Source organism: Escherichia sp. MOD1-EC6819, from assembly GCF_002965765.1.
GTDB lineage: Bacteria > Pseudomonadota > Gammaproteobacteria > Enterobacterales > Enterobacteriaceae > Escherichia > Escherichia ruysiae.
Map to the genome: position 1 here is coordinate 115,659 of NZ_PTRG01000011.1, position 20,404 is coordinate 136,062.

Sequence of the window (20,404 nt, forward strand, 5' to 3'; positions counted from 1 at the left end):
TTATTTCTCACTATCGACCAGGCCGCGCACGAAGGCACGCTGCATCACTAAAACAATCACTACTGGTGGGATCAGAGTTAACAACATCGCCGCCATCACCGAGTTCCATTCCGTGGTGCCTTCGCCTGTGGCAATCATCCCTTTGATCCCTGCAACGGTAGTACCGAGATCAACGTCGGTAATAATCAGCAGCGGCCACAGATACTGGTTCCAGCCGTAGATAAAGGTGATCACAAACAGCGCCGCCAGATTGGTTTTCGACAACGGAAAAACAATGTCGCAAAAGAAGCGCATTGGCGACGCGCCGTCGATCCGCGCCGCTTCCACCAGCTCATCCGGCAGCGTCATAAAGAACTGGCGGAACAGGAAGGTGGCGGTCGCCGAGGCCATCAGCGGCAGCGTTAAACCTGCATAGCTGTCGAGCATCTTCAGATTGGCAATGACTTCTACCGTCGGGAAAATACGCACTTCAACCGGCAGCATCAGGGTGATAAAAATCATCCAGAAGAAGAGGTTACGCAGCGGAAAACGAAACCAGACAATAGCAAATGCCGAAAGCATCGAGACGGTAATTTTGCCGAGCGTAATGCTGAACGCCATCACGAAGCTGTTAAGCAACATCCGCCAGAACGGCGCGCTATTCGTGCCTACCCCGTTCACCCAGATGTTGTGGATGTTTTCCAGCAGATGTGTGCCAGGAATTAGCGTCATCGGCGCGGCGTAGACGGCTTGTTTATCCAGCGTTGCCGCGACAAACGCCACGTACAGCGGGAAGAGGATCACCGCGATCCCGAGGATCAGCATGGTATGGCTGAATATCGTCAGCCACGGACGGTTCTCAATCATTGGTAACGCACCTTGCTTTCAACATAGCGAAACTGCACCACCGTCAGCACGATGACGAGGAACATCAACACCACCGACTGCGCGGCAGACGAAGCCAGATCCAGTCCGGTAAAGCCTTCGCGGTAGATCTTATAAATCAGCGTCGTGGTGGCCTGAACCGGCCCGCCGGACGTGGCGGCGTCGATCACCGGGAAGGTGTCGAAGAAGGCGTACACCAGGTTCACCACCAGCAGGAAGAAACTCACCGGGGCGATAAGCGGCAGAGCAATCTTAAAGAAGCGGCGAATCGGCCCTGCACCGTCGATGGCTGCGGCTTCGATCAACGAACGGGGAATGGATTGCAGCGCGGCATAGAAGAACAGAAAGTTGTAGCTGATTTGCTTCCACACCGAGGCAAACACCACCAGAAACATTGCCTGACCGCTGTTTTGCGCGTGGTTCCAGTCGTAGCCGAACTCAGCGAGAAAATGGGTGATCAGCCCACGACCGGGGTTAAACAGGAAGATCCACAATACGGCGGCAACGGCGGGTGCCACGGCATACGGCAGCAGCATCAAGGTTTGATAGAAACGACTGCCGCGCACGATGTACTCCACCAGCGCCGCGAAGAACAGCGACACCAGCAAACCGCTGACGGTGACAAAGGTGCTGAATTTTATCGTCGTCCAGAAGGAGTCGAGATAGTAGCTGTCATGGAACAGCGTGACGAAGTTATCCAGGCCGACAAACTGGCTGGAGAAACCAAACGGATCGACGCTTTGTAGCGAATACCACAACGCTTCGCCCGCAGGCCAGATAAAAAAGATAACGGTGATGATGAGCTGCGGCGCGACCAGCAGATAGGGCAGCCAGCGCGAGCGGAACACCGGACGGGATGATGACATAAATAAACTCTTCGTGTTGTGTTCCCCTCACCCCGACCCTCTCCCCAAAGGGGCGAGGGAGAAAGGCGGTGCGGCGTTTTGCCATTGAGTCAACTTCGCTCTACCACGCCGGGTGGTTCCCTTCGCCTTCAGTACGAAGTGACAAACCGACACGGCACTTTCCCACCACGCCGATCGGTTCCCTCTCCCTTAGGGAGAGGGTTAGGGTGAGGGTAAGAGAATTAAGACTTAGTAGACTGCTCAAAGCGGCGCAGTAACTGATTCCCACGCTCAACGGCAGTATCCAGCGCCTGCTGTGGCGTCTTCTTGCCGGTCCACACGCTCTCCAGCTCTTCATCCACAATCACGCGGATCTGCGGCATGTTGCCCAGACGCAGCCCTTTGGTGAACGGCAACGGCGGTTTGTTCAGCATCTGACGCGTCGCGGTATCTGCCCCTGGGTTTTTCTCGTAAAAGCCCTGCTCACGGGTCAGGTCATACGCCGCTTTGGTGATCGGCAGATAACCGGTTTTCTGATGCCACTCAGCAGCGTTTTCTGGCTTCGCGAGGAAGTCGAGGAACTTAGCCACGCCGGTATACGTTTCTTTATCTTTGCCCTGCATCACCCACAGGCTGGCTCCGCCGATAATGGCATTTTGTGGCGCATCTTTCGCGTCAGCGTCGTAAGGCATCATGCCTACGCCATAGTTGAATTTGGCGTACTCGCGAATGTTGGCAAGCGAACCGGAAGAGGCGGTGGTCATCGCGCAATCACCGTTATAGAACTTCTCGGTGGATTCATCCTTACGACCGACGTAGCTGAAGTCGCCCTTCTTGTTCATCTCCTCGAGCATAGCAATGTGTCTCACCTGCTCCGGCTTGTTGAACTCCAGCACCGCGTCTGTGCCGTCAAAGCCGTTGTTTTTGCTGGCAAACGGCAGACCGTTCCAGGCGCTAAAGTTTTCCAGTTGGATCCAGCCCTGCCAGCCGCTGGCGTAGCCGCACTTCATACCGGAGGCTTTCAGTTTTGCGGCATAGTCCGCCAGATCCTGCCAGGTTTTCGGCGGCTGTTCCGGGTCTAATCCTGCTTTCTTGAAGGCGTCTTTGTTGTAATAGAGTACGGGGGTCGAGCTGTTGAACGGCTGGGAGAGTAAGTGGCCCGTTTTGCTGTCGGAGTAGTAACCGGAAACCGTCGGCACAAACTGCGATTCATCGAATTGAATCCCCGCCTCTTTAAACACGTCATATACCGGTTTAATGGCTTTCGACGCCATCATGGTAGCGGTGCCAACTTCATAAACCTGCAAAATAGCCGGCGCGTTGCCGGTACGAAATGCGGCAATCCCTGCGCTTAAATTCTGTTCGTAGTTGCCTTTGTAGGTCGGTACAATTTTGTAATCCGGGTTTTCGGCGTTAAAACGTTGAGCCAGAGAATCCACCTCTTTACCCAGTTCCCCTTCCATAGAATGCCAGAACGGAATGGTCGTCACTGCCTGTGCATTCCCCATTAACGCCAGTCCGAGCGCCAGTGCTGAAGCTGTATAATGTAACGGTTTCATCGTTTATCTCTCTTGTTGTACCGAATGCGCGAATTCACGCGTTTTATGCTCGCGGGGTAACATGACATGCTCGAATTACAGAAAAATAACTTTTTTGTTACATTTGTAAGATAGTAAGGTGTCAGAAAGATGACAAGGCAGTGACGGCGCGGGTGAGGGAAAATGGGAGATGGGACACGGATAAGCGGGAAAATATAGAAGGTCTGAATCAAACTCTACAGATTGCTCATCGTTTCATGCCGGATGCAGCGTAAACGCCTTATCAGGCCTACAAGATCGTACAAATTCAATATATTGCAACTCACCCAGTAGGCCTGATAAGCGCAGCGCATCAGGCATTTTTACATTTGTCAGCTGTCTCAAAGGAGTCTTTTGACTCCTTATCAATCAACGTGTTATTACCCGCCTAAATACGCGCTTCTCACCGCTTCGTTCGCCAGCAGCGCGTCGCCGGTATCAGAGAGCACTACATGACCGTTTTCCAGTACGTAGCCGCGATCCGCCAGCTTCAGCGCCTGGTTAGCGTTCTGCTCGACGAGGAAAATGGTCATCCCCTGCTCGCGCAGTTGTTCGATGGTGTCGAAAATTTGCTGGATGATAATCGGCGCCAGCCCGAGCGAGGGTTCATCAAGCAGTAGCAAGCGCGGGTTGCTCATCAGCGCACGACCTATCGCCAGCATCTGCTGCTCACCGCCGGACATGGTGCCCGCCCGCTGAATACGGCGCTCATGCAGACGCGGGAACAGCTCATACACCCACTTTATGCGCTCCTGAAACTGGTCGCGTTCGGCAAAGAAGCCGCCCATTGCCAGGTTCTCTTCCACCGTCATTCGTGAGAAGACACGACGCCCTTCCGGGACAATCGCTACCGCTTCACGCATGATTTTCGCCGTCTGCCAGTCGGTAATGTCTTTATCATCAAACACAATTCGCCCGCTGGTGGCGCGCGGGTCGCCGCATAATGTGCCGAGCAAGGTGGTTTTCCCCGCCCCGTTCGCGCCAATGAGGGTGACAATCTCGCCCTGATTGATATGCAGGCTCACCTCATGCAGCGCCTGGATTTTGCCGTAGTGGGCGCTGACTTTGTCAAAGGACAACATGACTTTTTCCATCTTATGCCTCACCTAAATAGGCACGGATCACGTCCGGGTTATTACGGATTTGCTCCGGCGTACCGTTTGCCAGCGGCGTCCCCTGATTGACCACGTAAATTCTGTCTGAAATCCCCATCACCAGCTTCATATCGTGTTCAATCAACAAGATAGTGGTGTTGTGATGGTTACGCAGTTCGGCAATCAACTCATCCAGCTCTTTGGTCTCTTTCGGATTAAGACCTGCCGCCGGTTCGTCGAGCATTAAAATCTCCGGCTGCGTCACCATGCAGCGGGCAATCTCCAGGCGACGCTGGTCACCGTAGGCCAGGTTACTCGCCTGACGGTTAGCGTGTTCCAGCAAACCAATGCGCTCAAGCCAGGTTGCGGCTCGATCGAGCGCCTCACTTTGGGCGCGACGGAAAGAAGGCGTTTTCAACAGGCCAGAGAACAGCCCGGTTTTCAGTTGCTGATGCTGCGCCACCAACAGGTTTTCAATTACCGTCATTTCGCGGAACAGACGCACGTGCTGAAAAGTACGCACCACCCCCATACGGGCGATTTGCTGACCCGCCAAACCTTCCAGATGCTGATCGCGCAGTAAAATGGTGCCGCCAGTGGGTTTGTAGAATCCGGTCAGGCAGTTAAAGACCGTGGTTTTTCCGGCACCGTTAGGGCCGATTAACGAGACGATCTCCTGCGGGTACAGTTCGAGATTGACGTTATTCACCGCCAGCAGGCCGCCGAAGCGCATCATCAGGCCGTTAACAGATAATAATGGCTGATTCATGCCTGCTCTCCTTTCGTTTCGCCGTTTTTCAGCTTGAGTTGCGGGCGCGTCATGGGCAGCAAGCCCTGCGGACGCCAGATCATCATCAGCACCATCAAACCACCGAGCATTAACATGCTGTATTCGTTGAAATCACGCATCAACTCGCGCGACACCACCAGCAAAATTGCCGCCAGGATCACCGCGAACTGCGATCCCATACCACCAAGCACCACTATCGCCAGCACAAATGCCGATTCGGCAAAGGTGAAGGATTCCGGGCTGACAAAGCCCTGGCGCGCAGCAAACAGCGTTCCGGCAAAACCCGCAAACGCGGCGCTGATGGTAAAGGCGGTCAGCTTGATACGACGTGGGCTTAAGCCCAGCGAACGGCAGGCGATCTCGTCTTCACGCAACGCTTCCCACGCACGCCCCAGCGGCATCCGCAGCAGGCGGTTAATGACGAACAAAGAGAACACTACCAGCAGCAAGGCCACCAGATAGAGGAAGATGACGCGATCGGAGGGATCATATTTCAGGCCAAAGAAATTGCTGAACGTATCCCAGCCGCCTTCACGGGCGGTACGGCTGAACTCAAGGCCGAAGAAAGTGGGTTTCGGGATCTGACTGATGCCGTTCGGACCGCCGGTAATTTCGGTATTATTGAGCAGCAATATGCGCACAATTTCGCCGAAACCGAGGGTAACGATCGCCAGATAATCACCACGCAGACGCAGCACCGGGAAGCCGAGAAGGAAGCCCGCCGCCGCTGCCATTAACCCAGCAATTGGCAGGCAGGTCCAGAAGCCCAGACCGTAATAGTGATTGAGCAGCGCAAAGGTGTAAGCGCCGATGGCGTAAAAGCCGCCGTAACCGAGCACCAGCAAACCAGAAAGCCCTACCACCACGTTCAGCCCGAGGCCGAGGATAATGTAGATCATGGTCAGAGTGGCAATATCCACCGTCCCACGTGACACCATAAACGGCCATGCCACCGCAAGCACCAGCAGCGCCACGAGGAACAGCTTTTGCTTCACCGTGGAACCATCAATCGCTGGCAGAATAAACTTCGGCCCTGAAACGCTTTTTAGCCCTTTCTGGAAAGCGGGTCGCACAAGCTGGAAGAAAAAGACCACCGCCGTGCCGATAAATACCCACTGCCAACGGATGTCTGAAGCACTGTCAACCACCAGTTTGGTGCCATCCAGTTCCAGTTGCACGCCCATAAAGATGCCCGCCAGAACAAAGAACATAGCGGCAGAAAGCAGCGCCATTGCAATATGCATCGGTTTCATACTTTCTCTACCTCCGGGCGACCCAGAATACCGGTCGGCATCACCAGCAGAACCAGAATCAGTAAGGCAAATGAGACCACATCTTTATATTCCGTACTCAAATAAGCCGAAGAGAGCGCCTCCGCAATCCCCAGAATCAACCCGCCAATCATCGCCCCCGGAATACTGCCAATCCCACCGAGCACCGCTGCGGTAAAGGCTTTCATCCCGGCCATAAAGCCGATGTAGGGGTTAATCACGCCGTAGAACTGACCGAGCAGAACGCCCGCCACCGCCGCCATCGCCGCGCCAATCACAAAAGTCAGCGCAATCACCCGGTCGGTGTTGATGCCAAGCAGGCTCGCCATTTTCAGATCTTCCGCGCAGGCACGACACGCGCGCCCCATGCGGGAATAGCGAATGAAAATCGTCAGCGCCAGCATGGCGAGGAAGGTGACAATCCAGATCACCGCCTGCATGGTGGTAATAGAGGCAGAGAAGTTTTCGCTATGACCCACCACCCACTGACCGTTAAACAAGCTGGGCAGCGCCACGTCGCGCGAACCTTCGGTGAGGCTGACGTAGTTTTGCAGGAAGATGGACATACCGATTGCCGAGATGAGCGCAATCAGGCGCTTAGAGTTACGTACCGGGCGATAGGCCACCCGTTCGATACTCCAGCCGTAGGCGCTGGCAATGACGATTGCGCCGACAAATCCCGCCGCTACCAGTAGCCAGCCGGTATCAATGCCCATCATCATCAGTGCAGCGATGATCATAAAGGAGACGTAGCTGCCAATCATGTAAACCTCGCCGTGGGCGAAGTTGATCATGCCGATAATGCCGTAAACCATGGTGTAGCCGATGGCTATCAGCGCGTAGGTACTGCCCAGCGTGACGCCGTTAAACATCTGCTGCAAGAAATACAAAAACTGCTCAGACATAAGGTAACCTTTCTAAACCCGCCCGCATTTCACGGACGGTGGGATGATCACTTGGCTGCCGTGGATGAACCGTCGGCGTGCCACTGGAAGACACCAAAATCAAATCCCTTCAGATCGCCTTTTTCATCCCAGTTCAGCGGCCCAATCACGGTGTTTGCACCGTTAGCTTTTAAATCTTTCACCAGTGTCAGCGGCTCATCGCTGCCGGTACGCTCAAGGGCAGTTGCCAGAGATTGCACCGCCGCGTAGGTGATCCAGACATAAGGCCCGGACGGATCTTTCTTGTCCGCTTTCAGCGCATCAACGATGCCTTTGTTTGCCGGATCCTGGTCATAGCGTTTTGGCATGGTGACCAACATGCCTTCGGCGGCATCGCCGGCAATGTTCGACAGCGACGCATTACCTACACCTTCCGGCCCCATAAACTGAGTATTCAGGCCAACGGAACGCGCCTGGCGCAGCATCTGCCCCATTTCCGGGTAGTAACCACCGTAGTAAACAAAGTCGATGTTTTCTTTTTTCAGGCGGGCGATCAGCGCGGAGAAATCTTTCTCGCCAGCGGTAATGCCGTCGAAGAAGACGACGTTGGCGTTAGCCGCTTTCAGCCCGTCCTGCACCGAACGCGCCAGCCCTTCGCCATACTGTTGTTTGTCGTGAATGATGGCGATACGCTGAGGCTTCACCGTCTCAACAATGTATTTTGCCGCCGTTGGCCCCTGGGAAGAGTCCAGCCCGGCAGTACGCATGATGTGTTGATAACCGCGTTGAGTCAGCTCCGGGTTAGTCGCCCCCGGCGAGATCATCAGGATACCTTCATCTTCATAGATATCTGACGCAGGTTGGGTAGAAGAGGAACACAGATGGCCAATAACGTATTTAATGCCGTCGTTAACGATTTTGTTGGCGACCGCAACGGCTTGTTTTGGGTCGCAGGCGTCGTCATATTCCACGCCAACCAACTTATCGCCCTTAATTCCCCCTTTGGCATTAATGTCTTTAATCGCCTGACGCGCGCCGTTAAATTCCATATCACCCCACTGGGCAATCGGGCCGGACATCGCGCCGACAACGGCAACTTTAATATCGTCGGCTAAAGCAGTGTGTGAAATTGCCAGTGCAATCATCCCTGCGATGATAGTTTTCGCATTCCGTTTCATAGTCAAAAATCCCCACTCGTAATGTTGTGTTGCTTTGTTTTTTATGTGTTAACAAATCAGACTGTTCTTTTTTATACTGCGCTGTTTTTGCCTGTCCGATTAAGGGTTTAGCGCAGTTTTTGTGATGATATCGATTAAAATCTCTATTTTTCAGTCGATTAAGAACAGATAATATTCTGAATTAATTGATAGATAAACAGAAAAAAGCGCCGTTGTCAGCATAAAATAACGGTACAAAGGGCGGAATAATTCACTACCATTCAGGGGATTATGCTGGACAATTTTCATTCTATAATGTTTTTAATTTGTAATTATTGCTGAAAAAAAATTAATCACCTGCCAAAAGAAATAAAAAAGAGAAAGCCTCCGATTAAATTATTTCGCTACACTGGTTCCACTTTTGTGATTTGTACGGGTTCCCCATGAAGCTGACCATCATTCGATTAGAAAACTTTAGCGACCAGGATCGGATTGACCTGCAAAAGATCTGGCCGGAGTATTCTCCTTCCTCTTTACAGGTTGACGATTCCCACCGTATTTACGCCGCGCGTTTTAACGAGCGCCTGCTCGCTGCCGTGCGAGTAACCTTAAGCGGCACCGAGGGAGCGATGGATTCCCTGCGTGTACGGGAAGTCACCCGCCGACGCGGCGTAGGGCAATATCTGCTGGAAGAAGTGTTACGTGATAATCCCGGCGTTTCATCCTGGTGGATGGCGGATGCTGGCGTGGAAGATCGCGGCGTGATGACAGCGTTTATGCAAGCACAGGGGTTTACGGCACAGCAGGGCGGTTGGGAGAAGCGTTAATCGCTCTGTGTAAAAAGCAGTTCTATGGATTTGGTTGGAAAAAATAACGCATTTTCGTTTTCTCCGACCAACGGGATAAAGCCCAGCGACTGATAAAACGTCTGGGCTTTTTCATTCAGCGCCTCGACAAAAAGACCGTGAATACCTACCGCTAAAGAGGCTGACCAGACGACTTTCATGGCATGAGCAACCAGTGTTGCTCCCCATCCCTGCCCCTGTATTGAACGATCAATTGCCAGACGCCCAAGAGTGACGCTGGGAATATTTTTGTAGGGAATTTTTTTCTGTTTCGATTTCGAGGGCAATGCGGCTCGTTCAAAACAACTGCCGGATAATGTGTAATATCCCAGGACCTGGCGTTCTGGCGTGTTGGCACGAAGGATGTACGCTCGCAGAATTTTATTGCGATGCTGACGAACCAGATGTGTCGTCAGAAAGAGATTTAAGGCTTCTTCGCCGCAGTCGAATCGCTGTAGATCATAATCTGCATCATCGGTCAGAATCTCTATCGTCAGATCATCCATAAATTATTACATTCCCTGAAGACGTTTTGCCGCACGTTTTAACTTTTCACCTGGTGACGGCGGATTACTCAGCGCATCCATCACCCGCGTCCAGGACTCCTCATTAAGGATCACTCGCCGATGCTGTTCAATCACTTCTGCAGCCCGCTGCGAGGCACTATTCAACATAAATTGGCTGACGGACTGATTAGATATCGCCGCCGCTTCCTCAATTAGACTTTTGTCATCGTCAGTTAAACGCAGATCGATACGCTGCTTTTTAACAGCAGACATGTAAACTCTCCTGCTACTTATAAATATGTACGGAATTCTACCGTACATTAAGCATATCCTGGATTGTTTAATCTTTCTACAACCATTTCGACAAACACAAAAAAACCCGATGGCGGTTCAGCTCATCGGGCATTTTCATTTATCTATCTGTTACTTCGCATCGGTCGCCGTGCCGTTGGCGTGCCAGTCAAACACACCGAACTCAAAGCCTTTCAGGTCACCTTTCTCATCCCAGGTCAGTGGCCCCATCACCGTATCAACCGAGTTCGCTTTCAGGTATTTGGCGATCTCCGCCGGATCGTCAGACTGATTCAGCCCCGCCTGCAAAGATTGCAGCGCCGCGTAGGTGGTCCAGACGAATGCGCCGCTTGGATCCTGTTTTTTCGCTTTGATCGCGTCAACAATCGGTTTGTTCGCCGGAACCTGATCGTAGTTCTTCGGCTTGGTCACCAGCAGTCCTTCCGCTGACTCGCCCGCGATATTAGACAGCGAGACGTTAGCCACACCTTCCGGCCCCATAAACTGAGTTTTCAGCCCCGCCGCGCGCGCCTGACGCAGGATCTGCCCCATTTCCGGGTGATAACCGCCGTAGTAAACGAAGTCGATATTCTCTTTCTTCAGGCGTGCCACCAGCGTCGAGAAATCTTTTTCCCCAGCGGTGATGCCATCAAAGAACACTACGTTAGCATTGCCTTTCTTCAGGCCGTCCTGCACCGCACGCGCCAGACCTTCGCCGTACTGTTGTTTGTCGTGAACGATAGCAATACGCTGCGGTTTCACTTTCTCAAGAATATATTTTGCCGCCGTCGGCCCCTGGTCGGAATCCAGACCGGTGGTGCGCAGGATCAGCTGATAGCCACGGGCAGTCAGCTCTGGCGCGGTTGCCGCTGGGGTGATCATTAAAATGCCTTCGTCTTCATAAATGTCAGACGCTGGCTGTGTTGATGAAGAACAGAGGTGACCAATGACATATTTAATGCCGTCGTTAACCACTTTGTTCGCCACCGCGACGGCCTGTTTCGGGTCACAGGCATCGTCATATTTTACGATTTGCAGTTTGTTGCCTTTAACGCCGCCTTTGGCGTTGATATCCGCAACCGCCTGTTCTGCGCCAGTAAACTCCTGGTCACCATACTGTGCCACCGGACCAGACATTGCGCCCACGACCGCGACTTTAATATCTTCTGCCAGAGCCATATTGCTGAATGCCAGCGCGATACATCCTGCCAGTAACGCTTTACCCTTTATGTTCATCCTGAGAATCCCCATTCTTCTGGTTATTACGTGTGTTGTGATGTTGTTGTTCAGCACTTTATTTCGTTTTATGCATGACTACCCGTGCTTTAGCAGCATACTCTGCTAAAACATACCCGATTTTTATGATATTGGAATAGCTATTTTGACAGTTTATTAACAATCTGCGTGGGGATTGGCGTTTTGCCGGAGGGGGGGAATTGATTATTGTAGAGGCCCAAAAAACAAAAACCCCGGACTCTCATCCAGGGTTCTCTGCTTAATAGCGGAAATTACGCTTCAATGGCAGCGCGAAGTTTTTTCATCGCGTTCTTTTCCAGCTGACGTACACGTTCAGCGGAAACGCCGTAACGGTCAGCCAGTTCCTGCAACGTAGATTTGTTATCTTCGTCCAGCCAGCGCGCGCGGATGATATCCTGGCTACGCTCGTCCAGACCCTGCATCGCGTCGGTCAGACGGTTTGCCGCCTGCTCTTCCCAGTTATCATCTTCAATGCCGTCGGCAAAGTTAGATGATTTATCCTGCAGATAGAGCACCGGAGCCATCGGCTGGCTGTCGGAATCGTCGTCGGAAGACATGTCAAAAGTCATGTCCTGTGCCGCCATACGCGATTCCATCTCACGGACGTCTTTGCTGGTTACGCCCAGTTCGCGAGCCACCATTTCGACTTCATCCTGGTTAAACCAGCCCAGACGCTGCTTGGTTTTACGCAGATTAAAAAACAGTTTGCGCTGCGCTTTGGTGGTCGCAACTTTGACGATACGCCAGTTACGCAAAACGTATTCGTGGATCTCTGCTTTGATCCAGTGAACGGCGAAGGAGACCAGGCGCACACCCACTTCCGGGTTGAAACGGCGCACTGCTTTCATCAGGCCGATGTTACCTTCCTGAATCAAATCCGCCTGTGGCAGGCCATAGCCCGCATAATTACGAGCAATATGAACAACAAACCGCAGGTGAGACAGGATCAGCGTTTTAGCTGCTTCCAGATCGCCATGGTAATGCAGCTTTTCAGCCAGCGCCCGCTCCTCGTCAGCCGACAACATCGGCCACGCGTTAGCTGCCCGGATGTAAGAATCCAGGTTGCCAACAGGGGCTAAAGCTAAACTTTGCATTTTGTCAGTCATTCAAATCCTCTCAATCGATATCTTCTGGCGCTTCAGTGGTAGCAACAACTGTGCCAGAGCTTAAGAGCAACGAGATTATCATTCACAGTTTTATCAGACCGTGATTTTATCCACAAGTTCAATGCTGTCTTGTGAATAAATTACGCACAAAATGTGACATAGAGATGAAATACCGGGAAGAGACAACGGGGTCTCTTTCCCTGCTACGGAACCCATTGCAGGGAAAGAGTATAACACGATTTTATTATTCCGGCGTAAAGTGCCGTAAATGTTGTACCGTGGCAAGCCATGCTGCCACCCAGCCAATCATCGAACACACCAGCAGCAGCAGCAGGCATTCATCGAACGATAAACCATTGATATCAAACTTCGTTCCGAATACCTGCGCCACTTCCGCAACCGCCGATGACAAACGCAGCACCAGAATTTCTGACAAAATTAATGACAGTAATGCGCCAGAAAATCCCAGCAGCGCGCCACCATACAGGAACGGGCGAAGTATGAAACCATCCGTCGCGCCAATCAGTTTCTGCACGTTGATGGAGTCGCGGCGGGCAAATATGCTCAGACGCACGCTGTTGCCGATAACCAGGAACACTGCCGCCACCATCAGCACGCCGATCATCGCCGAAACACGCCCTACCAGCCCAGTCAGTGCGGTCAGACGGGCAAACCAGCTATCGTCCATTCGTACTTCATCGATGCCGTTAATTTGCGTGATGCGATCACGCAACGTATTCAGCGACTCCGTCCCCTGAAAATCGAGTTTTGGGATCACCACCGCCACAGCCGGAAGCGGGTTTTCCTCCAGCATGTCCAGCGCGCCGCCAAAACCAGACCAGTTACGGAACTCGCCCAACGCGTCCTCACGAGAAAGATAGTTCACTTTCTCCACGCCCTGTTCGGCCTGTAACTGTGCCACCACACCCGCTGCTGCGTCATCGTCCAGCGTTTTTTGCAGATAAACGGTGATTTGCGGTGAGGGATAATACTGCGTCGCCGCCTGGTTAACGTTTTTGTACACCATGTAGCAGACGCTTGGCAGCGTCAGGGAAATGGCGATGACCATCACCGTTAAAAACGTAGCGAACGGTTTGCTTTTGAGATCCTGCAAAGCGCCGTGGAACGCATAACGCACCTGTTCGTTGAAAACGTTAGTTTTGCGATTTACCGGTTTTGGCGAGGATTTCGGGCGTTTCGGCGCATTACGACCACCGTCGCCTGAGCCGCCGACCGATTTACGGAAGCGATCCAGACGTCCGCCAAACTGCCGGATATGATTGATTGCATCGCGCTTATTCATGGCCCACGCCTCCATGCAAGTGACCATCGCTCAGGGTGAGCATACGATAGGAACGCCGCGAAATCAGGTTGATGTCGTGCGTTGCCATCAATACCGTTACCCCAACGCGGTTAAACTCTTCAAACAGGCGTAAAATTCCTTCCGACAGCGCGTCGTCAAGATTACCGGTCGGTTCGTCCGCCAGCAGTACCGCAGGTTTGTTAACCACCGCGCGGGCAATGCCAACGCGTTGTTGTTCACCGCCAGAAAGCTGAATCGGAAAGTTCTTCGCTTTGTCCAGTAGCCCGACTTTATCCAGCGCCGCCGATACACGACGACGAATATCGTCACCGCTGGCACCGGCAATAATCAACGGGATCGCCACATTATCGTAGACAGTACGATCCATCAGTAGATGGTGATCCTGGAAAATCATGCCAATCTGGCGGCGCAGAAACGGAACTTCACGGTTTTTCAGACGCGTGATGTCATGGCCGCTAAACCAGATTTTCCCGGCGCTGGGCCGCTCAATCCCACAGATCAGCTTCAGGAGGGTACTTTTCCCTGCACCGGAATGACCGGTCAGAAACGCCATCTCACCCGGCTGCATATGGAACGTAACGCCCTGCAGCGCCTGTCTCCCACCGAGATAAGCCTTGCTGACATGTTCAAAGCGAATCATTGTTAATCCTCTCGGGCAAAAAGTGCCTCTATAAAGTCGTCCGCCTTAAACGGACGCAAATCCTCAATACGTTCGCCGACACCAATATAGCGAATAGGAATACCAAACTGGTCAGCCACCGAGAAAATTACTCCGCCTTTCGCCGTGCCGTCCAGTTTAGTTAACGTGATGCCGGTTAAGCCGACGGCTTCATGGAACAGTTTGGCCTGGCTTACCGCATTCTGCCCAGTGCTGGCATCGATAGTCAGCATAACTTCATGCGGCGCTTCAACGTCGAGTTTCTTCATCACGCGGACGATTTTCTTCAGCTCTTCCATCAGGTGCGATTTGTTCTGCAAGCGTCCGGCGGTATCGGCAATCAGGACATCAACATTACGCGCCTTAGCGGCCTGAATAGCGTCGAAGATAACTGAGGCGGAATCCGCGCCGGTATGCTGGGCAATCACCGGAATATTGTTGCGCTGACCCCAGACCTGAAGCTGTTCAACCGCTGCTGCACGGAAAGTATCGCCCGCCGCCAGCATGACCGATTTACCTTGTTGTTCAAACTGACGCGCCAGCTTACCGATAGTCGTGGTTTTACCCACGCCATTGACGCCTACCATCAGAATCACGAACGGTGTTTTACCTTCGACATTCAGCGGTTCATCGACCTTCGCCAGAATCTCACCCATCTCTTCTTTCAGCAGACCGTAGAGCGCCTCAGCATCGCGAAGCTGTTTGCGGGTCGCGCCTTCAGTCAGATTGGTGATGATTTTGCGCGTGGTTTCCACGCCCACATCGGCGATGAGCAATTGCTCTTCCAGCTCTTCAAACAGATCATCGTCGATTTTTTTACCACGGAACAGGCTGATAAATCCGGAACCGAGGTTTTCCTTAGTTTTCAGCAGGCTGCGTTTCAGGCGAGCGAAGAAACCTTCTTTGGTTGGTTTTTCCTGCTCCTGGGCTACCTCTTCCACCGGCTGATCTTCTTCTGCCGGAGGAACGACCATCACCGCCTCTTCTGCCGCTTCAGCGGCCAGCGCCTGTGCTTCCAGCTCTTCGTCGGTGATTTCTTCTTTCGCTGCTTGTTCTTCCGCCGCTTCGACAATCTCCACGGTTTCCGCTTCGGCCTGCCACTCTTCTGGCGAAACTTCTTCGACTTTAACGTCTTCTGGCAGCGGCAGCTCTTCACGCTCGATAGCCACTGGCTCTGGCGTGACTTCAGGTTCAACTACCGACGCTGGCGTTTCTTCAACTATCGGCTCCGGTTCTGCAATAACTTCCGGCTCGACAACCGCTTCAGGTTGCGCTTTTTCACTTTCGGCAACCTGTTCAGTGACTTCCACAACGTCGGCAGCAAAAGTTTCCGCCTCAGCTTCAGTATGCGCCTGCGGCTGTTCTTCAACGGGTTGTTCAGCAACTTTCGCAGGCTCTTGCGCCTGGACGATTTCTTCTACAACCGGTTGTTCGTTTTGGGTTTCTGTCTCTTTTTCCGGGGTCTGCTCTTTTTGACCAAAGCCCAGCCAGGAAAAAAAGCCACGTTTTTTTTCTTTCGCCATCTGCGACTACACTCCTCGCTGTTGCTTCATGGCACAGCGTTAACGCTATGTACATAGCAGCTAAAAAAATGATGAAATAGTCTACCACTTAACTTAATCCACATCACCGCCTGCAAGTATGTGTTATCTGGCGGATTGAGCAATTTACCATGAAAAAACCGAATCATTCCGGCAGCGGTCAAATCCGCATTATTGGTGGGCAGTGGCGAGGCCGTAAACTCCCGGTTCCTGATAGCCCAGGTCTACGTCCTACCACCGATCGCGTGCGCGAAACGCTGTTTAACTGGCTGGCGCCGGTCATTGTTGATGCGCAATGCCTGGACTGCTTCGCAGGTAGCGGTGCGCTGGGGCTGGAAGCCTTGTCACGCTACGCTGCGGAAGCTACTCTGGTTGAGATGGATCGCGCGGTATCTCAGCAATTAACCAAGAATCTCGCGACGCTGAAAGCAGGCAATGCGCGAGTCGTGAACACCAATGCGATGTCTTTTCTAATGCAAAAAGGAACGCCGCATAATATTGTGTTTGTTGACCCTCCGTTCCGCCGTGGCTTGTTGGAAGAAACCATTAATTTACTGGAAAACAACGGTTGGCTGGCTGATGAAGCCTGGGTATATGTTGAAAGTGAAGTAGAAAATGGCCTGCCCGCCGTTCCTGCCAACTGGTCGTTATATCGCGAAAAAGTGGCTGGTCAGGTCGCTTATCGGCTGTATCAGCGTGAAACACAAGGAGAAAGTGATGCTGATTAATATTGGACGTTTGTTAATGCTCTGCGTTTGGGGATTTTTGATCCTCAATCTTTTTCAACCATTCCCACGCCCGCTGAATATTTTCGTTAACGTGGCGCTGATTTTTACCGTGCTGATGCATGGTATGCAACTGGCGCTGTTAAAATCGACCTTGCCGAAAGATGGCCCGCAGATGACCACCGCCGAAAAGGTACGTATTTTCCTTTTCGGCGTGTTTGAACTGCTGGTCTGGCAGAAGAAATTTAAAGTTAAAAAATAATCTTATTTGTCGCCAACAAAGCTGACAAAGCGCGTTCCTTTATAGCTCAGTGTACCTTTATCGCCCACTGTCAGGGCATGGTACTGCTGGGCGTCGAGGCGGAACGTCTGCTCCAGTCCGCCGCTTTGCGGTTTGAAGCTCGCCTCATAGCGCATACTGGTGCCTGCCGGAGTCACTTCCTGCTGGCGCGAACGTCGATCGTTAATCGGTTTTTCCCGCTTGTTACTCACCACCACCAGCTTTTGCTGGAGCGGTGCCATATCATTATCAGCTTTTTCCCGCCGCTGTTGCATAAAACGAAACGATGCGGCGACGATAATTAAGCCAATGATAACAATAAAGAAAAGAGGTGGTTTGCTCATCTTTATCCCTCATCGGAAAATGCGGAAATAAGCATACCCTGCCAGTTATGGTGTTGTCATCCGTCCATCCTCGCCACTAAACTGAATAGCAAGACCGTAGGCATTCCGCTTACGAAAAAATAACGAATTCAAGGAACTAAGATGCTTTGGTCGTTTATCGCTGTCTGTCTTTCCGCATGGCTATCTGTGGATGCATCGTACCGTGGGCCAACCTGGCAACGCTGGGTATTTAAACCGTTAACCCTTCTTCTCCTGCTATTGCTGGCGTGGCAAGCGCCGATGTTCGACGCTATTAGCTATCTTGTGCTGGCGGGGCTGTGTGCCTCACTGCTGGGCGATGCGCTAACGCTATTGCCACGTCAGCGTCTGATGTACGCTATCGGCGCATTTTTCCTCTCACACCTGTTGTACACCATCTATTTCGCCAGCCAGATGACGCTCTCTTTCTTCTGGCCTCTGCCACTGGTACTGCTGGTTCTGGGCGCGCTATTGCTGGCCATTATCTGGACGCGTCTGGAGGAGTTCCGTTGGCCTGTCTGTACTTTTATCGGTATGACGCTGGTGATGGTGTGGCTGGCAGGTGAACTGTGGTTCTTCCGTCCGACCGCTCCGGCACTCTCGGCCTTTATGGGCGCTTCGTTGCTGTTTATCAGTAACTTTGTCTGGCTGGGTAGCCACTATCGCCGCCGCTTCCGTGCGGATAACGCTATTGCTGCGGCTTGCTACTTTGCCGGTCACTTCCTCATCGTCCGCTCGCTGTATCTCTGATAAAACTTGACTCTGGAGTCGACTCCAGAGTGTATCCTTCGGTTAATGAGAAAAAACTTAACCGGAGGATGCCATGTCGACTCCCGACAATCACGGCAAAAAAGTCCCTCAATTTGCCGCGTTCAAACCGCTAACCCCGGCACAGAATGCCAACGACTGTTGCTGCGACGGCGCATGTTCCAGCACGCCAACACTCTCTGAAAACGTCTCCGGCACCCGGTATAGCTGGAAAGTCAGTGGCATGGACTGTGCCGCCTGTGCGCGCAAAGTGGAAAATGCCGTGCGCCAGCTTTCTGGCGTGAATCAGGTACAGGTGTTGTTCGCTACCGAAAAACTGGTTGTAGATGCCGACAATGATATCCGTGCGCAAATTGAATCGGCGGTGCAAAAAGCAGGCTATTCCCTGCGCGATGAACAGGCCGCTGAAGAACCACAAGCATCACGCCTGAAAGAAAACCTGCCGCTGATTACGCTTATTGTGATGATGGTAATCAGCTGGGGGCTGGAGCAGTTTAATCATCCGTTCGGTCAACTGGCGTTTATCGCGACCACGCTAGTTGGTCTGTACCCGATTGCTCGCCAGGCATTACGGCTGATCAAATCCGGCAGCTACTTCGCCATTGAAACGTTAATGAGCGTAGCCGCCATTGGCGCGCTGTTTATTGGCGCAACGGCAGAAGCTGCGATGGTGTTGCTGCTGTTTTTGATTGGCGAACGACTGGAAGGCTGGGCCGCCAGCCGCGCACGTCAAGGGGTCAGCGCGTTAATGGCGCTGAAGCCAGAAACCGCCACGCGTCTGCGTAACGGTGAGCGGGAAGAGGTGGCGATCAATAGCCTGCGCCCTGGCGATGTGATTGAAGTTGCGGCAGGTGGGCGTTTGCCTGCCGACGGTAAACTGCTCTCACCGTTTGCCAGTTTTGATGAAAGCGCCCTGACCGGCGAATCCATTCCGGTGGAGCGCGCAACGGGCGATAAAGTTCCTGCAGGCGCCACCAGCGTAGACCGTCTGGTGACGCTGGAAGTGCTGTCAGAACCGGGTGCCAGCGCCATTGACCGCATTCTGAAGCTGATCGAAGAGGCTGAAGAACGCCGCGCACCCATTGAGCGATTTATCGACCGTTTTAGCCGTATCTATACGCCCGCGATTATGGCCGTCGCTCTGCTGGTGACGCTGGTGCCACCGCTGCTGTTTGCCGCCAGCTGGCAGGAGTGGATTTATAAAGGGCTGACGCTGCTGCTGATTGGCTGCCCGTGTGCGTTAGTTATCTCCACGCCTGCAGCGATTACCTCCGGACTGGCAGCAGCGGCACGTCGTGGAGCGTTAATTAAAGGTGGTGCGGCGCTGGAGCAGTTAGGTCGTGTCACCCAGGTCGCATTTGATAAAACCGGTACGCTGACCGTCGGTAAACCGCGCGTTACCGCGATTCATCCGGCAACGGGCGTTAGCGAATCTGAACTGCTGGCGCTGGCGGCGGCGGTCGAGCAAGGCGCAACGCATCCACTGGCGCAAGCCATCATTCGTGAAGCACAGGTTGCTGCACTCGCCATTCCCGCCGCCCAGTCACAGCGGGCGCTGGTCGGCTCTGGCATTGAAGCGCAGGTCAACGGAGAGCGGGTGCTGATATGCGCTGCCGGGAAACATCCAGCCGAGGCATTTGCCGGTTTGATTAACGAACTGGAAAGCGCCGGGCAAACGGTAGTGCTGGTAGTGCGTAACGATGACGTGCTGGGTGTCATTGCATTGCAGGATACCCTGCGCGCCGATGCCGCCACTGCCATCAGTGAACTGAACTCTCTGGGCGTCAAAGGGGTGATCCTCACCGGCGATAATCCACGCGCAGCGGCAGCGATTGCCGGTGAACTGGGGCTGGAATTTAAAGCCGGATTACTACCGGAAGATAAAGTCAAAGCGGTGACCGAGCTGAACCAACATGCGCCGCTGGCGATGGTCGGCGACGGTATTAACGACGCGCCAGCAATGAAAGCAGCAGCTATTGGGATTGCAATGGGCAGTGGCACAGACGTGGCGCTGGAAACCGCCGACGCGGCATTAACGCATAACCACCTGCGCGGTCTGGTACAAATGATTGAGCTGGCACGCGCCACTCACGCTAATATCCGCCAGAACATCACCATTGCGCTGGGGCTGAAAGGGATCTTCCTTGTCACCACGCTTTTAGGAATAACCGGCCTGTGGCTGGCTGTGCTGGCAGATACGGGAGCAACGGTGCTGGTGACGGCGAATGCGTTAAGATTGTTGCGCAGAAAGTAATGGGG

Annotated in this window: 21 protein-coding genes; 5 read left to right on the top strand and 16 right to left on the bottom strand. The window is 53.0% G+C overall.

The annotated features are described in order from the left end of the window. The 8 genes from ugpE to livK all read right to left on the bottom strand — a co-directional run bounded on the left by ugpE (position 1) and on the right by livK (position 8,503). The gene (gene ugpE, locus A7Z06_RS16845; protein WP_000572164.1) at positions 1-846 is read right to left on the bottom strand and encodes a sn-glycerol-3-phosphate ABC transporter permease UgpE; all 846 of its coding nucleotides are present in this window, start codon (positions 844-846) and stop codon (positions 1-3) included. Next, positions 843-1,730, bottom strand: coding sequence for a sn-glycerol-3-phosphate ABC transporter permease UgpA (gene ugpA, locus A7Z06_RS16850; protein ID WP_000099289.1), 888 nt, complete (start codon positions 1,728-1,730; stop codon positions 843-845). Before ugpA ends, ugpE begins: the two co-directional genes overlap by 4 nt. Before the next feature lie 221 nt (positions 1,731-1,951). Then, the gene (gene ugpB, locus A7Z06_RS16855) at positions 1,952-3,268 is read right to left on the bottom strand and encodes a sn-glycerol-3-phosphate ABC transporter substrate-binding protein UgpB (protein ID WP_000803198.1); all 1,317 of its coding nucleotides are present in this window, start codon (positions 3,266-3,268) and stop codon (positions 1,952-1,954) included. Between the two features lie 398 nt (positions 3,269-3,666). Beyond that, complete coding sequence (gene livF / locus A7Z06_RS16860; protein WP_000416891.1) at positions 3,667-4,380, bottom strand: high-affinity branched-chain amino acid ABC transporter ATP-binding protein LivF; 714 nt, start codon at positions 4,378-4,380, stop codon at positions 3,667-3,669. Position 4,381: 1 nt separating this feature from the next. Next, entirely contained in the window at positions 4,382-5,149 is a 768-nt protein-coding gene (gene livG / locus A7Z06_RS16865) for a high-affinity branched-chain amino acid ABC transporter ATP-binding protein LivG (RefSeq protein ID WP_001075509.1), read from the bottom strand. Beyond that, on the bottom strand, positions 5,146-6,423 hold the full coding sequence (gene livM / locus A7Z06_RS16870; RefSeq protein WP_000803774.1) for a branched chain amino acid ABC transporter permease LivM: 1,278 nt from the start codon (positions 6,421-6,423) through the stop codon (positions 5,146-5,148). Before livM ends, livG begins: the two co-directional genes overlap by 4 nt. Next, a complete protein-coding gene (gene livH / locus A7Z06_RS16875) occupies positions 6,420-7,346 on the bottom strand; it encodes a high-affinity branched-chain amino acid ABC transporter permease LivH (RefSeq protein ID WP_001295111.1) in 927 nt (308 codons plus the stop codon). The genes livM and livH overlap by 4 nt, the downstream gene beginning before the upstream one ends. A gap of 47 nt (positions 7,347-7,393) precedes the next feature. Beyond that, the gene (gene livK / locus A7Z06_RS16880) at positions 7,394-8,503 is read right to left on the bottom strand and encodes a high-affinity branched-chain amino acid ABC transporter substrate-binding protein LivK (protein WP_000827692.1); all 1,110 of its coding nucleotides are present in this window, start codon (positions 8,501-8,503) and stop codon (positions 7,394-7,396) included. 422 nt (positions 8,504-8,925) lie between these two features. On the opposite strand from livK, the gene panM reads away from it, so the two are divergent. Continuing rightward, complete coding sequence (gene panM, locus A7Z06_RS16885) at positions 8,926-9,309, top strand: aspartate 1-decarboxylase autocleavage activator PanM (protein ID WP_000778811.1); 384 nt, start codon at positions 8,926-8,928, stop codon at positions 9,307-9,309. On the opposite strand, the gene ataT is transcribed toward panM, so the two are convergent. From ataT to ftsY, 7 genes are all read right to left on the bottom strand, one after another. Further along, positions 9,306-9,833: a type II toxin-antitoxin system toxin acetyltransferase AtaT gene (ataT, locus tag A7Z06_RS16890; protein WP_000342457.1), complete on the bottom strand. Its 528-nt coding sequence runs from the start codon at positions 9,831-9,833 to the stop codon at positions 9,306-9,308. The genes panM and ataT overlap by 4 nt on opposite strands. Positions 9,834-9,839: 6 nt before the next feature. Further along, the gene (ataR, locus tag A7Z06_RS16895; RefSeq protein ID WP_001277103.1) at positions 9,840-10,106 is read right to left on the bottom strand and encodes a type II toxin-antitoxin system antitoxin AtaR; all 267 of its coding nucleotides are present in this window, start codon (positions 10,104-10,106) and stop codon (positions 9,840-9,842) included. Positions 10,107-10,256: 150 nt separating this feature from the next. Then, the gene (gene livJ, locus A7Z06_RS16900) at positions 10,257-11,360 is read right to left on the bottom strand and encodes a branched chain amino acid ABC transporter substrate-binding protein LivJ (RefSeq protein ID WP_001022009.1); all 1,104 of its coding nucleotides are present in this window, start codon (positions 11,358-11,360) and stop codon (positions 10,257-10,259) included. 272 nt (positions 11,361-11,632) lie between these two features. Beyond that, entirely contained in the window at positions 11,633-12,487 is an 855-nt protein-coding gene (rpoH, locus tag A7Z06_RS16905) for an RNA polymerase sigma factor RpoH (protein ID WP_000130220.1), read from the bottom strand. Between the two features lie 244 nt (positions 12,488-12,731). Further along, complete coding sequence (gene ftsX / locus A7Z06_RS16910) at positions 12,732-13,790, bottom strand: permease-like cell division protein FtsX (protein WP_001042014.1); 1,059 nt, start codon at positions 13,788-13,790, stop codon at positions 12,732-12,734. Further along, positions 13,783-14,451: a cell division ATP-binding protein FtsE gene (gene ftsE / locus A7Z06_RS16915; protein ID WP_000617723.1), complete on the bottom strand. Its 669-nt coding sequence runs from the start codon at positions 14,449-14,451 to the stop codon at positions 13,783-13,785. The genes ftsX and ftsE overlap by 8 nt, the downstream gene beginning before the upstream one ends. Before the next feature lie 2 nt (positions 14,452-14,453). After that, positions 14,454-15,992, bottom strand: coding sequence for a signal recognition particle-docking protein FtsY (ftsY, locus tag A7Z06_RS16920; protein WP_001040605.1), 1,539 nt, complete (start codon positions 15,990-15,992; stop codon positions 14,454-14,456). A 149-nt stretch (positions 15,993-16,141) separates the two neighbouring features. On the opposite strand from ftsY, the gene rsmD reads away from it, so the two are divergent. Then, on the top strand, positions 16,142-16,738 hold the full coding sequence (gene rsmD, locus A7Z06_RS16925; protein WP_000743185.1) for a 16S rRNA (guanine(966)-N(2))-methyltransferase: 597 nt from the start codon (positions 16,142-16,144) through the stop codon (positions 16,736-16,738). After that, a complete protein-coding gene (locus A7Z06_RS16930; protein ID WP_001517271.1) occupies positions 16,728-16,997 on the top strand; it encodes a DUF1145 family protein in 270 nt (89 codons plus the stop codon). The genes rsmD and A7Z06_RS16930 overlap by 11 nt, the downstream gene beginning before the upstream one ends. 2 nt (positions 16,998-16,999) lie before the next feature. Here the strand turns inward: A7Z06_RS16930 and A7Z06_RS16935 are convergent, their stop codons facing one another. Then, a complete protein-coding gene (locus A7Z06_RS16935; protein WP_000042879.1) occupies positions 17,000-17,359 on the bottom strand; it encodes a DUF2500 domain-containing protein in 360 nt (119 codons plus the stop codon). Between the two features lie 141 nt (positions 17,360-17,500). Here A7Z06_RS16935 and A7Z06_RS16940 point away from each other — a divergent pair, with 141 nt between their 5' ends. Both A7Z06_RS16940 and zntA read left to right on the top strand, forming a co-directional pair. After that, positions 17,501-18,127: a lysoplasmalogenase gene (locus tag A7Z06_RS16940; protein WP_000964714.1), complete on the top strand. Its 627-nt coding sequence runs from the start codon at positions 17,501-17,503 to the stop codon at positions 18,125-18,127. Between the two features lie 73 nt (positions 18,128-18,200). Further along, positions 18,201-20,399 (top strand): Zn(II)/Cd(II)/Pb(II) translocating P-type ATPase ZntA, encoded by a 2,199-nt coding sequence (gene zntA, locus A7Z06_RS16945; protein WP_000106613.1) that lies wholly within the window; start codon positions 18,201-18,203, stop codon positions 20,397-20,399. Positions 20,400-20,404: the final 5 nt, after the last annotated feature.